11 protein-coding genes are annotated in these 12889 nt (G+C 76.2%); 7 read left to right on the top strand and 4 right to left on the bottom strand.

The window, feature by feature from the left end; translation table 11 throughout:
• Positions 1-384: 384 nt before the first annotated feature.
• Together ABTX81_RS10305 and ABTX81_RS10300 are read left to right on the top strand one after the other, a co-directional pair.
• On the top strand, positions 385-939 hold the full coding sequence (locus ABTX81_RS10305; RefSeq protein WP_350542800.1) for an RNA polymerase sigma factor: 555 nt from the start codon (positions 385-387) through the stop codon (positions 937-939).
• Positions 940-983: 44 nt separating this feature from the next.
• Positions 984-1973 carry a hypothetical protein gene (locus ABTX81_RS10300; RefSeq protein ID WP_350542799.1) on the top strand — a complete coding sequence of 330 codons (990 nt, stop codon included), beginning with the start codon at positions 984-986 and terminating at the stop codon, positions 1971-1973.
• Positions 1974-2103: 130 nt separating this feature from the next.
• Here the strand turns inward: ABTX81_RS10300 and ABTX81_RS10295 are convergent, their stop codons facing one another.
• A complete protein-coding gene (locus ABTX81_RS10295) occupies positions 2104-3510 on the bottom strand; it encodes a cation:dicarboxylate symporter family transporter (RefSeq protein WP_350542798.1) in 1407 nt (468 codons plus the stop codon).
• A gap of 273 nt (positions 3511-3783) precedes the next feature.
• On the opposite strand from ABTX81_RS10295, the gene ABTX81_RS10290 reads away from it, so the two are divergent.
• From ABTX81_RS10290 to ABTX81_RS10280, 3 genes are all read left to right on the top strand, one after another.
• Positions 3784-5472 carry a sensor histidine kinase gene (locus tag ABTX81_RS10290; protein WP_350542797.1) on the top strand — a complete coding sequence of 563 codons (1689 nt, stop codon included), beginning with the start codon at positions 3784-3786 and terminating at the stop codon, positions 5470-5472.
• On the top strand, positions 5469-6215 hold the full coding sequence (locus tag ABTX81_RS10285; RefSeq protein WP_350542796.1) for a response regulator: 747 nt from the start codon (positions 5469-5471) through the stop codon (positions 6213-6215). The genes ABTX81_RS10290 and ABTX81_RS10285 overlap by 4 nt, the downstream gene beginning before the upstream one ends.
• A 142-nt stretch (positions 6216-6357) precedes the next feature.
• Complete coding sequence (locus ABTX81_RS10280) at positions 6358-7308, top strand: trypsin-like serine peptidase (RefSeq protein ID WP_350542795.1); 951 nt, start codon at positions 6358-6360, stop codon at positions 7306-7308.
• A 135-nt stretch (positions 7309-7443) separates the two neighbouring features.
• On the opposite strand, the gene ABTX81_RS10275 is transcribed toward ABTX81_RS10280, so the two are convergent.
• Positions 7444-8133: a class I SAM-dependent methyltransferase gene (locus ABTX81_RS10275; RefSeq protein ID WP_350542794.1), complete on the bottom strand. Its 690-nt coding sequence runs from the start codon at positions 8131-8133 to the stop codon at positions 7444-7446.
• A 169-nt stretch (positions 8134-8302) separates the two neighbouring features.
• Here ABTX81_RS10275 and ABTX81_RS10270 point away from each other — a divergent pair, with 169 nt between their 5' ends.
• Complete coding sequence (locus ABTX81_RS10270) at positions 8303-9730, top strand: diaminobutyrate--2-oxoglutarate transaminase family protein (protein WP_502892737.1); 1428 nt, start codon at positions 8303-8305, stop codon at positions 9728-9730.
• Positions 9727-11262 carry a pyridoxal phosphate-dependent decarboxylase family protein gene (locus tag ABTX81_RS10265; protein WP_350542793.1) on the top strand — a complete coding sequence of 512 codons (1536 nt, stop codon included), beginning with the start codon at positions 9727-9729 and terminating at the stop codon, positions 11260-11262. The genes ABTX81_RS10270 and ABTX81_RS10265 overlap by 4 nt, the downstream gene beginning before the upstream one ends.
• A 46-nt stretch (positions 11263-11308) precedes the next feature.
• On the opposite strand, the gene ABTX81_RS10260 is transcribed toward ABTX81_RS10265, so the two are convergent.
• Together ABTX81_RS10260 and ABTX81_RS10255 are read right to left on the bottom strand one after the other, a co-directional pair.
• Positions 11309-11995, bottom strand: a complete 687-nt coding sequence (locus tag ABTX81_RS10260) for a signal protein (RefSeq protein ID WP_350542792.1) — start codon at positions 11993-11995, stop codon at positions 11309-11311.
• An 82-nt stretch (positions 11996-12077) separates the two neighbouring features.
• Positions 12078-12875, bottom strand: a complete 798-nt coding sequence (locus ABTX81_RS10255; protein WP_350542832.1) for an inositol monophosphatase family protein — start codon at positions 12873-12875, stop codon at positions 12078-12080.
• Positions 12876-12889: the final 14 nt, after the last annotated feature.

Raw genomic sequence — 12889 nt, 5'->3', positions numbered from 1 at the left:
GTACTACCCAGGTATGAGGGTCACGCTCTCCAGTGCCCGCCCAGGGCCGGCACGAGCTGGTCGAAGTGGCGGTCGATCCGTTTCCCCCCTGTTCGGCGGCGCCGACGCATTACCGGGATTCGCAGCGGGCAGGAGGACGGCGAACCGTGGCGGGAAAAGCGCCACGGCCGCCCCGGGTCGCGGGGTGCCGATTTCCGAGGGGGCGGCATGGCGAGTGTGCCGGGTTGTCGGGGCGAAGAGGGCCGGGAGCACCGCCGCGGGGCCGGCGCGGTGCAACCCGGGAACGAATCCAGGGTCGATTCCAGGGCCGAATCCGGGAGCGGGCCCGGGATCCGATCAGGGCCCGGGATCGGATCCGGGACCGATTCCGAGGAATTCGACCGGGTGTTCACGGAATTGCTGCCCAGGCTCCACCGGGCGGCCGCGCGCCTGCTCGGAAATCCGTTCGGCGCGGGGGACGTCGTCCACGAGGCGTATCTGCGCATCGCCCGGCGGCCCGCCCGTTTCCTCGGCCACCCCCGGCCCTACGCCTACGCGTTCACCGCGATGGTCAACGTGGTGCGCGACGAGTGGCGCCGGGACCGCCGCCGGCTGGTGCCCTTCGAGGCGCTGGAGGACGTCGAGGCGCTCGGCGGCGAGGCCGGCGGGCAGGCCGAGCTGCAGGCGCACTGGGAGGTCGTGCGGCTGCTGGGCTGCCTGACGGCCAAACAGGCCCGCGCCGTGCTGCTGGTCGACCTCGACGGGTACGGCCTGGAGGAGGCGGCGGCCCTGCTCGGCGTGCACCGCTCCACCCTGGCCCTCACCCGGCGGCGGGCGCTGGAACGGCTGCGGACCGTGCTCGAACGGGAGCGCGGGACGGCCGACGGGACGGGGGTCGGCACCCGGGTCGACAGCGGGCCCGGGCCCGGCTCCGGGGCCTGTTCCGACGCACCGAATTGACGGCCTGTCAGCTCTGGGCGCCTCCCGCCCGTACGCTGAAAATCGTGATCACGCACGAGGAGCACCGGCTCCGCTCGCTGGCGGACCAGGGCCGCTGGACCGAACTGCTGGGCGCCTACCGGCAGGCCCGCGCCGCGGCCGTCGCATTCGGCGCGCCGGGCGCTCCCGCGCACAGCCGGGCCGCCGCCGCGACCGCCCCGCTCGGCCATCTGATCGCCTACGCCGCGCCGCCCGAGGTGGCCGCCCGGCTGTTCGATCCGGACGGCGGCCCGGGCACCGCCGCCGACGTCGCCGACCACGACGCCGGACCGCTCTGGGAGGTGCTGGCGACCCGGCACTCCTGGCGGCGGCTCGCCCCGCTGCTCGGCCCGCCCCCGGTGCGGCGGCTGGTCGCGCAGACCCGGGTGCTGCTCGGCGAGGACCTCTCCCGGGACGCCGAGCCCGACCGGGAGGGCGTCCCGCTGCTGCTGGAGCCGTGGGAGGCACCCGGCCGGGGCGAGGGCGGCGCGGCGGTGCGGGAGTACCTGCGCGACGGCGGGTCGCGCAGCGCGCTGCTGACGCTGCCGGCCAGCCGCGAGGGCCTGGCCCCGGTGGAGCTGCCCGAGCCCGGCGCGCGGCTGCCCGGGCAGCCGGCCACCCGGGCGCTCGCCGAGCTGGCCGGCTGGGCGCGGGCGGTCTGCGTGCGGGGCACGGCGCCGCACGCCGCCGCGCGGCTGGCGCCCGGACGGTTGGTCACCGGTGGGTACCTGCCGTTCGTGCTCGCCTGGCCGGCGCTGGTGCAGGCGGGCGTCGCGGACCGGGCGCACGGCGCGGCGCACGGGCGGCTGGCGCTGTGGCGGGTGCTGGCGGCGATGGCCGGGGCGGGCGCCGGGCGGCCCGGGCCGGCGCTCCGGGTGGAGGTGGGCGCGCTGGTCGCGAGGATGCGCTGCTTCACCTGGGACGACCCGGCGGACCGGCTGCGGCATCTGCACCTCGCCCTGGAGGACCCGGCGACCGGCCTGAGCTGGGCACTCAGCGGGTCCGAGGAGGTCTGAGCGCGCGGAGGGCGCGGACGGCGGGGCCGGGGAACGCGGAACCCCCGGTCCGGCGCCTTTTCCGGGGGGTTGGGCGGGGCGCCGGACCGGGGGAGTCAGGGGGTGGATCGGCCGGGGTGGCCGGGGTGGCTCAGGCGGCGGCCGCCGGCACCGGTCCCGGGACGGTGGTCCCGGGCGCCGGGGCCTCCCCGCCGGCGGGTGCGGGGGCGCCGTGGCCGTCGGCGTCCAGCAGCGTCCGCTCGTCGAACGGCGCCGCGCCGGTCAGCACCTGCCGGGCCCGCTCGCGGTCGAACTCCCCGGTCCACTGGCCGATCAGCACGGTGGCGACCGCGTTGCCCGCGAAGTTGGTCAGCGCCCGGGCCTCGGACATGAACCGGTCGATGCCCACGATCAGCCCGACGCCGTCCACCAGCGCCGGCTTGTGCGACTGCAGCCCGCCCGCCAGCGTCGCGAGCCCGGCGCCGGTGACCCCGGCCGCGCCCTTGCTGGCGATCACCATGAAGACCAGCAGCGACAGCTGCTCGCCCACCGACATCGGCTTGTCCAGCGCCTCCGAGATGAAGATCGAGGCCATCGTGAGGTAGATCGCGGTCCCGTCCAGGTTGAAGCTGTAGCCGGTCGGGACGGTGATGCCGACCACCGGGCGGCTGACGCCCAGGTGCTCCATCTTGGCGATCAGCCGGGGCAGCGCGCTCTCCGAGGAGGAGGTGGAGAGGATCAGCAGGAACTCGCGGCCCAGGTAGCGCAGCAGGGTGAGGATGTTGACGCCCGCGACCAGGCGCAGCAGGGTGCCGAGCACCACGACCACGAACAGCGCGCAGGTCAGGTAGAAGCCGACCATGATGACGGCGAGGCTCTTCAGCGCGGCGGTGCCGGTGGCGCCGACCACCGCCGCCATCGCCCCGAAGGCGCCGACCGGCGCCACCCACATGATCATCGCCATCACCCGGAAGACCAGCCGCTGCACGTGCTCGACGCCGCGCAGCACGGGCGCTCCGGCCGGGCCCATCGCCTGCAGGGCGAAGCCGACCAGCAGCGCGACCAGCAGGGTCTGCAGCACCTTGCCCTCGGTGAGGGCGGAGAGCAGGGAGGTCGGGATCATGCCGAGCAGGAAGTCGGTGGTGGACTGCGCGCCGCCGGCGGCGGCCTGGGCGTGGCCGGACTTGGCGAGCGCGGCGGTCAGGTGGAGGCCGCCGCCGGGCTCCAGCAGGTTGCCGACCAGCAGGCCGATGGCGAGGGCGACGGTCGACATGGTCAGGAAGTAGCCGAGCGCCAGGCCGCCGACCCGGCCGACCTTGGCGGCCTTGGTCACCGAGCCGATGCCGAGCACGATGGTGCAGAAGATGACCGGGCTGATCATCATCTTGATGAGGTTGACGAAGCCCGTGCCGACCGGCTTCAGCTCCACCGCGAACCCCGGTGCGGCCAGCCCCACCACGACGCCCGCGACGACCGCCGCGATCACGGCGAGGTAGAGGTAGTGGGTGCGGTCCTTCGCTCTCGCGCCCGCCCCCGCTGCTTTTCCGGTGATCGACATCCGCGGCTCCTTCGCCGTGCTGTGCCGTGCGGCGCGCCTGCGTGGGGGTGCGCGGCCGTACGGCTTCCTGGCGGCCCCGGGTGGTGGGCCGCTCCGACTATGCGGGGCCGGCGTGACGCGGGTCACGTTTGCGTTCATAGAGTTCACGGGGGCACCGGAACGCCGGGAAGCCCGCTCCGCGCCGGGACGCCCAATGCACCACGGGCAGAGCGCGCGCACCACGGGCAGCACGGGCGGGTCGGCCCGCCGCGGCCGTGGTGCACACTGACAGGCATGTCCGCGCGAACCCTCCCTCCGCCGCGCCGGCTGGTGCGCAGCCTGGCCGGACAGCTCTTCGTCGTCCAGGTGGTCATCGTCGCCGCCGTGGTGGCCGGCGGGGCGGTGCTCGCGTACCTGTTCACCGCCGACCGCGCCGAGGACGCCGCCCGCCGCCAGGTCACCGCCGTCGCCCGCGCCGTCGCCGACTCCCCGGCCGTCCGCGACGCCGTCGCCGCGCCCGACCCGACGGGCGTGCTCCAGCCGTACGCCGAGCGGGTGCGGGTCGACACCGGCGTCTCCTTCGTCACCGTGATGGACACCGGCGGCGTCCGCTGGACCCACCCGCTGCCCGAGCAGATCGGGCGCACCTTCCTCGGCCACACCGACTGGGCGCTGGCCGGCGAGACCCGCAGCGAGACGTACACCGGCACGCTCGGCCCGTCGGTGCGGGTGGTCACCCCGGTGCTGGACGAGCGGCGCCGGGTGGTCGCCCTGGTCAGCGCGGGCATCACGGTGCAGTCCATCTCCGCGCAGCTGCGCGGCCCGCTGCTCGCCCTGGCCGGCGTCGCGGCGGCCGCGCTGGCCGTCGGCGGGATCGGCACCTACCTCGCCAACTCCCGGCTGCGGCGGCACACCCACGGCATGGGGCCGGCCGAGCTCAGCCACCTCTACGAGTACCACCAGGCCACCCTGCACGCCGTCCGGGAGGGGCTGGTGCTGCTCGACCGCGACCACCGGGTGGTGCTCTGCAACGACGCCGCGCGTGAACTCCTCGCCCTGGAAGGGCCGGTGGAGGGCCGACCGGTCGCGGAGCTGGGCCTGCCGGCGGCGCTGGTGGCCGCCGTCTCGGGGGCCGGCCCGGTCCGCGACGAGGTGCACCTGACGGCCGAGCGGGTGGTGGTGCTCAACACCTCCACCATCGGCACCGGCCTCGGCCGCGTCCTCACCCTTCGTGACCACACCGAACTCCAGTCATTGAGCGGTGAGTTGGACTCGGTGCGCGGCTTCACCGAGGCACTCGGCGCGCAGACGCACGAGGCCGCCAACCGGCTGCACGCCGTCGTCTCGCTGATCGAACTCGGCCGCCACCGCGAGGCGGTGGAGTTCGCCACCGCCGAACTCGCCCTCGCCCAGCGGCTCACCGACCGGGTGGTGGCCGCCGTCGGCGAGCCCGTGCTGGCGGCCCTGCTGCTCGGCAAGGCCGCCCAGGCGGCCGAGCGGGGCGTGGAGTTGACGCTCACCCCGGACAGCTCCATCGACGACGGGGTGCTGCCGCCGCACCTGTGCGCGCGCGACCTGATCACCGTGCTCGGCAACCTGATCGACAACGCCGTGGACGCCGCCATCGCCGGCGCGGCTGAGAGCCCCGAGCCGCCGGAGGTCACCGTCACCGCCCGGATCGACGGCGAGCACCTGCTGCTGCGGGTCGCCGACACCGGCGCCGGCATCGCCCCCGGCGCGGTCGACGACGTGTTCCGGCGCGGCTGGAGCACCAAGGAGGACGGCCGGGGCGGCGGGCGCGGACTCGGCCTCGCCCTGGTCGCGCAGGCCGCCCGGCGTAACGGCGGCACCGTCGAGGTCGGCCGGGACCGCGGCGCCGTCCTCACCGTCCGCCTGCCGCTCGCCCGGCCGGAGCGCGCGGAGGGCACCGAGAGCGCTCGGGAGCGCGGGCACGGTCACGGCAGCCTGGTGGTGGCCCCGTGAGCGGCGCGCCGGACGGGCCGCCGCGCCCCGCGATCTCCGTCCTGGTCGTCGAGGACGACCCGGTGGCCGCCGCCGCCCACGCCCTCTACGTCGACCGCGAACCGGGCTTCCGCACCGCCGGCACCGTGCACGGCTGCGCACAGGCGCTGCGCTTCCTGGAGCGCGAGCGCGCCGCCGGGCGCCCCGTCGACCTGCTGCTGCTCGACCTCTACCTGCCCGACGGCCACGGCCTCCAGCTCTGCGGCACCCTGCGCACCGCCGGGCACCCCGTCGACGTCATCGCCGTCACCTCCGCCCGCGACCTCGCGATGGTCCGCCAGGCCGTCTCCGCGGGCGTCGTCCAGTACCTGCTGAAACCGTTCGCCGCCGCGGCGCTGCATGACCGCCTGGAACGCTACGCCCGCTACCGGGACACCCTCGCCCGCACCGGGCCGGCCACCGGGCAGGACGAGGTCGACCAGGCGCTCGCGCTGCTGCGCGCGCCCGAACGCACCGCCCTGCCCAAGGGGTTGTGCGCGCCGACGCTGGACACCGTCGCCGGTGTGCTGCGCGCGGCCCGCACCGGCCTGTCCGCCGCCGCGGCGGGCACGGCGGCCGGGGTCTCGCGGATCACCGCCCGCCGCTACCTGGAGCACCTGGTCGACTCCGGGCTCGCCGTCCGCGAGCCCCAGTACGGCACCGTCGGACGGCCCGAGCTGTGCTACCGCTGGACGGGCGGCGGGAACGGTCGCGGTACCGGCTGAACAGGTGAACGCCCCGGCTTCCCAAGCCAGTTCGCGTGCGTCGCCTGAGTACCCGTACTCAGGCGAAGCGCCCGGGCCCGGTGGCACGCTGTCGTGACGGCGGTCACCCGGCCGCCCGACGGACACGGAAGTGGGGACCGAAGTGAAGTTGCTGAGGAGCCTTTGCGGCGCCGCGCTGGCGCTCGCCCTGGGACTGGGGACGGTCGGCACCGCCGACGCGGCGGCGCCCGGGCCCGACCGGACCGCCGGCACGTCGGCCTCGGAGGCGAGCGCGGCGGACGACGCGGCGGCCCGCGCGTACTGGACGCCGGAGCGGATGGCGGCCACCGTCGCCGAGGAGACGAAGGCCGCCGGTGGCGACGCGCGGGACCGGGCCGAGGTCGACGCCGCGGCCGCCCGCCTCACGGCCAACCGGTCGGTCGACCGGACGGTGGGGCGGGTGTTCTACTTCGACACGGTCGAGCTGGTGAACAAGACCTGCACGGCCAGCGCCCTCAACAGCCCCTCGAAGATGATGGTGATCACGGCGGCGCACTGTGTCGCGGGCAAGGGCAGCCGGATGAACGGCGGCGAGGCGAAGTGGTTCAAGACCGACTGGATCTACGTGCCCGCCTACAACGGCGCCCTCCCGCACCCGTACGGGACGTTCAGCTGGAAGCAGGCCAGGGTGTTCAACAACTGGCTGGACGAGTCGGACGCCCCCGAGTGGGACGTCGCGATGGTCACCCTCAACCCCAACGCCGACGGGCGGAAGGTGGTCGACGCGACCGGCGGCAACGGTCTGGTGGTGAACCGGCGTGAGGAGACCTTCGTGACCGCCATCGGGTACCCGGGGCACATCGACGACGGCACCAGCCAGGTGAGTTGTGCCGGGACCCTGGAGCGGCTGATCCTCTTCCCCATCCTCTTGGAGCTGCCCTGCCGGACCCTGGGCCCCGGCTCCAGTGGCGGACCGTGGCTGTGGGTGGATCCGAACACCCTGCAGACGGCGGTCAACGGGGTCACCAGGGCGCACGACGGCCTGGAGATCGACACCCCCTACTTCGACGACAACGTCTGGGGCATGTACACCCGGCAGGGCTCGATCACCTGACGGTCCGTCCGTCACGGCGCTCCCCGGCCGGCCGCGCGGCCGCTCGGCCCCCGGGTCGGTTCACCCGGGGGCGGGTCGTCTGCGGGTGGGTCGTCGGCGGGTGGGTCGTCCGCCGGCGGGTCACCCGCGGGTGGGTCACCCGCCGGCCGGGGAGTGTTCGGCGAGGGCGAGGTAGCGGTCGTCGACGTCCGTGAAGGAGATGAGCCGCCAGCCGGCGGCGGCGAGCAGGGGGCGCAGGCGGGGTTCGGCCCGCAGGTCGTCCGGGGTGACGGCGCGGCCGTGGCGGGCGGCGAGCGCGGCGCGGCCGACGGGGTGGAACAGGGCGAGCCGGGCGCCGGGGCGTGCCACCCGGGCGAGTTCGCCGAGGGCACGGGCCGGGTCGGGCAGGTGGGAGAGCAGGCCGGCGGCGAAGACGGCGTCCAGCGCGGCGTCGGGCAGCGGGAGCCGGGCGCAGTCGGCGAGCAGCAGGTCGGCGGCGCCGGGGTGGCGGGCGGCGGCCTCGTGCAGCATCTCCGGGGTCACGTCGGCGCCGAGCACCCGGCCGGACGGGCCGACGGCCGCGCGCAGCGGCGGCAGGGCGCGGCCGGTGCCGCAGCCCGCGTCGAGCACCGAGTCACCCGGGAGCAGGGCGAGTTCGGCGACGGCGGCGGCGTAGCGCGGGCCGTCGTCGGGGAACTTGGCGTCCCAGCCGGCGGCGCGGACGGCGAAGAACTCGCGGGTGCGGGCGAGTTCGGCGGCGTAGGAGTCGTGTGTGCCGTGCGCGGCGTCGTCGGGACGCCCGGAGCCGTGGGGGCCGAGGTGCGGGGCGGGTGGGGTGGTCGGCATGCGGTGAGAGTAGCGTGCGATGAGTCGCCCGGGCCGTGACCTCCGGGCGGTTCGCTCGTTGGGGAAACGGGCCCGCTGTCACCCGCGCGGGTGGTTCTGGCGGCCCGGGGCGGATCCGGACGGACCGGAGAAGTAAGGTTAGGCTCACCTAAATTCTTGGGAGTCCGCCTTGACGCTCGCCGCTGATCCCGCCACCGGTCCGACCGTCCCCGTGCCAGCCCCCGCCCCGGCCGCCGCGGCCCCGGGCGCCGCCGTACTGCGGCGCCAGCGCGTCCGGGAGTCCGCCGCCCGCACCTACGCGCGCTCGTTCCCGATCGTCCCGGTGCGCGCCAACGGCATGACCGTCGAGGGCGCCGACGGCCGCCGCTACCTCGACTGCCTCTCCGGCGCCGGCACCCTCGCCCTCGGCCACAACCACCCCGTCGTCCTGGAGGCGATCCGCCGCACCCTCGACAGCGGCGCCCCGCTCCACCTGCTCGACCTCGCCACCGCCGAGAAGGACGACTTCACCACCGCGCTGTTCGAGAGCCTGCCGCCCGCCTTCGCCGACGGCGCGCGCGTGCACTTCTGCGGCCCCGCCGGGACGGACGCCGTCGAGGCCGCCCTCAAGCTGATGCAGACCGCCACCGGCCGCTCCGGCGCCCTCGCCTTCACCGGCGCCTACCACGGGATGACCGCCGGCGCCCTCGCGCTCACCGGCAACGTCGCCGTCAAGGAGCCGCTGCCCGGCGGCGGCGACGTGGTCCGGCTGCCCTACCCCTACGGCTACCGCTGCCCGTTCGGGGTCGGCGGGCCGGCGGGCGCCGACCTGTCCGCCACCTACGTCGAGCGGCTGCTCGACGACCCGTCCGGCGGCGTGGTGCCGCCCGCCGCGATGGTCCTGGAGGCCGTCCAGGGCGAGGGCGGTGTCGTCCCCGCCCCCGACGACTGGCTGCGCGCGATGCGCCGGATCACCGCCGCCCGCCGCATCCCGCTGATCGTCGACGAGGTGCAGACCGGCGTCGGCCGCACCGGCGCGATGTGGGCGGTCGAGCACAGCGGCATCGTGCCCGACGCGATGGTGCTCTCCAAGGCGATCGGCGGCAGCCTGCCGCTCGCCGTCGTCGTCTACCGCGAGGAGTACGACGGCTGGCGGCCCGGTGCGCACACCGGCACCTTCCGCGGCAACACGCTCGCCATGGCGGCCGGCGCCGCCACCCTGCGGTACGTCGCCGCCCACGGGCTCGCCGAACGGGCCGCGGTGGTCGGCGCGCGGATGACCGAACGGCTGCGGGCGCTGGCCGGGGAACTGCCGGTGATCGGCGACGTGCGCGGACGCGGGCTGATGATCGGCGTGGAACTCGTCGACCCGGCGGCCGAACCCGACGCCTGCGGGGCGCGGCCGGCCGCCCCCGAACTCGCCGTCCGGGTCCGGGAGGCGTGCCTGGCGCGCGGCCTGATCGTGGAACTCGGCGGGCGGCACGACGCCGTGCTGCGGCTGCTGCCCCCGCTCACCGTCACCGATGAGCAGGCCGCCGCGGTGCTCGACCGGCTCGCCGACGCCATCGCGGCCGCCTCGGCCCCGGGCGCCGCTCCGGAACCGGGGGTGCCGGCATGAGCGCGGACGGCGGGGACGGTATGGACGGTATGGACGGCGGCGGCGTGGACGACGGGCCGCTGCTCGACGCGCTCTCCGGCGGCCTCGGCGGGCCCGCCGCGCTCGGCCCGCTGCTCGCCACCGTCCTCGACGCGCTGGAGACCGGCGCCACCCGGCGCGGCGGCCCGCTGCCCACCGGCCGCCCCGCCGACCTCGCCGCCCGCACCGCCGACGCGCTCACCGCCGCGCACGGCCCCGAGGCCCTCGCCCGCCTCACCGAAATCCTCGCAAACGGCGCCGCCGACCCCGCCGACCCCTACTGCGCCGCCCACCTGCACTGCCCGCCGCTCGCCGTCGCCGCCGCCGCCGACCTCGCCGTCAGCGCCCTCAACCCCTCCCAGGACTCCTGGGACCAGGCCCCCGCCGCGACCGCGCTGGAGAGCGCGCTGCTCGCCGAACTCGCCGGCCTGGTCGGCTACGACCCGGCCCGCTCCGCCGGCGTCATCACCTCCGGCGGCACCGAGTCCAACCTCATGGGCCTGATGCTCGCCCGCGACCAGAAGCTCGACGGCATCGTCGAACTCGACGGCCTGCTCGGCCTGCCCGCCGGCACCCGGCCCCTGGTCTTCGCCTCCCGGGCCGCGCACTTCTCCGTCCAGCGCGCGGCCGCGCTGCTCGGCCTCGGCGAACGGGCCGTCGTCCCCGTCGACGTCGACCGCGAGCTGCGGATGGACCCCGCCGCCCTCGAACGCGCCCTGGCCGAGGCGAGCTGGGCCGGCGCCACCCCCGTCGCCGTCGTCGCCACCGCCGGCACCACCGACACCGGCGCCGTCGACCCGCTGCCCGTCGCCGCCGACCTCGCCGCCCGCTACAACGCCTGGCTGCACGTCGACGCCGCGTACGGCGGCGGCGCGCTGCTGTCCGACCGGCTCGCCCCGCTGCTCGCCGGCATCGAACGCGCCGACTCCGTCTCGCTGGACTGGCACAAACTGGGCTGGCAGCCCGCCGCCGCCGGGGTCTTCCTGGTGCGCCGCGCCGAGACCTACGTCTCGCTCGCCCGCCGCGCCGCCTACCTCAACCCGGCCGACGACGAAGAGGCCGGCTACCCGAGCCTGCTGGGCCTCTCTCTGCGCACCACCCGGCGCCCGGACGCCTTCAAACTCGCCGTCACCCTGCGCACCCTCGGCCGCGCCGGACTCGGCCGGCTCGTCGACGCCTGCCACGATCTCGCCCGCGCCGCCGCCGACGCCGTCCGTGCCGAGCCGGAGCTCGAACTGCACGCCGAACCCGTGCTGACCGCGCTGCTGTTCCGCTACCGCCCGGCGGACGCCCCGGACGAGGGGGCCGTGGACCGGGTCAACGCGGAGCTGCGCCGCGCGCTGCTGCGCGGCGGCCGCGCCGTGGTCGGGCGCACCGAACTGCCCGGCGCGGGACCGGGGCGGGTGCGGCTCAAGCTCACCCTGCTCAATCCGCACACCACCGCCGAGGAGGTCGCCGGCCTGCTCGGCGAGGTCGTCCGGGCCGGCCGGGAGGCGTGGAGCGCGGCGCGGTAGCCCGGGCCGGGACCCCGGACCGGGACCGGGGCCGGGGATTCCGGACTCAGACGGCTCCGGTGGGGGTGGGCACGGCGACCCGCAGGTGGTAGTCCACCCCGGTGGAGAAGTCGAACGCGGCGGACTCGCCCCGGATCGTCAGCTCGTGGTCGCCGGGCGTCAGCGGGTCCAGCCGCACCCACAGGCCGCAGGACCAGGTGTTGCCGATCCGCTCGCCGAAGGGGTTGCCGGGGGTGCCGTTCAGCTGGATCCGGGTCGCCCCGAGCGGCTCGGCGGCCAGCGGGGCGCCGTCCAGTGTGGCGGAGCCCTTGGCGGTGTCCATGAAGTCCTGGCAGTCGGAGGCTTCGCCGAACGTCGTGACCAGCGGGAACAGCAGCGGGAGGCCGACCGGGACGGTGCAGGTCCGCTCGACGACCTCCCCGCCGGTGGTGCCGGCCAGGTACCAGATGCCCTCCCGCTGGTGCTCGGCGCACCGTCGGCCGGTCGTGTCGAGCACCGGGCTGAGCTCCGTCTCGACCGACACCGCCCAGCCCCACCAGCCGCTCTGCACCTCCGGCGAGGTCAGCGTCCGCACCGCCACGGGCGGGCTCGGCGACTCCGCCGGCTCCTCGCCCGGCAGGGGCGGGGCGGAGGCCGCGGAGCCGGGGCCGGGGCCGGGTGCGGAGGTGCAGGCCGCGAGCGCGGTCAGCAGGAGTGCGCCGAGGGCCAGCGCGGCCGGTTGCCGTGAATTCATGATCGGGAAGTGTAGGGTCCCGCCCCGCTTCCGCGCTCCCGGGTTTCCGTGGCTGCCAGGGCCGCCACGGCCGCTACGGCTGCTACGGCGAGAGGAGGATCTCGCGGCAGCGCTCCCAGGTGGCCGGGTCGGCGGCGACCAGCAGGCCGTCCTCGCCGCCGGGGGCCTCGGGGCGGTACGGGGTGCCGTCGAGGCGGGCGGAGCGGCCGCCGGCCTCGGTGACCAGCAGGGAGCCGGGCGCGTGGTCCCAGGGGAGGGTGCGCCAGTAGAGCATGAAGTCCATGGCGCCCTCGGCGATGTCCGGGTACTCGACGCCGGCGGCGTGGCGGCCCGGGGTCATCTCGCCGAAGGCGGTGGTGTTGGTCTCCAGCAGGCGTCGGCGGGACGGGTCGAGGAAGCGGCTCTTCACCGAGCCGCGCCACTTGGCCGGGTCGGCGCCGGCAGGGGTGCGGGTGAGGCGGTGGCCGTCGCGCCAGGCGCCCGCGCCGAGTTCGGCGGTGTAGGTGGTGGCGGTGACGGGGTGCCGGATCCAGGCGGCGACCGTCCGGCCGTCGCGCACCAGGGAGACCATGACGGCGTACTCGGGGCGGCCGGCGATGAAGTTGGAGGTGCCGTCGACGGGGTCGACGAGCCAGGCGGCGGGTTCCGCGTGCAGTGCCCGGGCGAGCGCCGGGTCGGCGGCGACGGCCTCCTCGCCCACCACCGGGACGGGCAGCAGCTCGCGCAGTCGGCGGGCGATGATCACCTCGGCCTCCCGGTCGGCGACGGTGACCACCTCGCCGGGCGCCTTCTCCATCACCTCGCCGGCCGCCAGCGCCCGGAACCGGGGCTCCACCACCTCGGCCGAGGCCTCGGCGATGATCTCCGCCACCTTCTCCATCAGCACGTGCCCGC

Source organism: Kitasatospora sp. NPDC097605, assembly GCF_040302725.1.
Taxonomy (GTDB): Bacteria; Actinomycetota; Actinomycetes; order Streptomycetales; family Streptomycetaceae; genus Kitasatospora.
This window is presented reverse-complemented; position numbering and strand designations above follow the sequence as displayed.

Bases quoted from the DNA above. Each gene is read 5' to 3' on its own strand.
- ABTX81_RS10295 (WP_350542798.1), bottom strand. From the start codon at position 3,510: ATGTCGATCACCGGAAAAGCAGCGGGGGCGGGCGCGAGAGCGAAGGAC.
- ABTX81_RS10290 (WP_350542797.1), top strand. From the start codon at position 3,784: ATGTCCGCGCGAACCCTCCCTCCGCCGCGCCGGCTGGTGCGCAGCCTG.
- ABTX81_RS10275 (WP_350542794.1), bottom strand. From the start codon at position 8,133: ATGCCGACCACCCCACCCGCCCCGCACCTCGGCCCCCACGGCTCCGGG.
- ABTX81_RS10265 (WP_350542793.1), top strand. From the start codon at position 9,727: ATGAGCGCGGACGGCGGGGACGGTATGGACGGTATGGACGGCGGCGGC.
- ABTX81_RS10260 (WP_350542792.1), bottom strand. From the start codon at position 11,995: ATGAATTCACGGCAACCGGCCGCGCTGGCCCTCGGCGCACTCCTGCTG.
- ABTX81_RS10255 (WP_350542832.1), bottom strand. From the start codon at position 12,875: ATGGAGAAGGTGGCGGAGATCATCGCCGAGGCCTCGGCCGAGGTGGTG.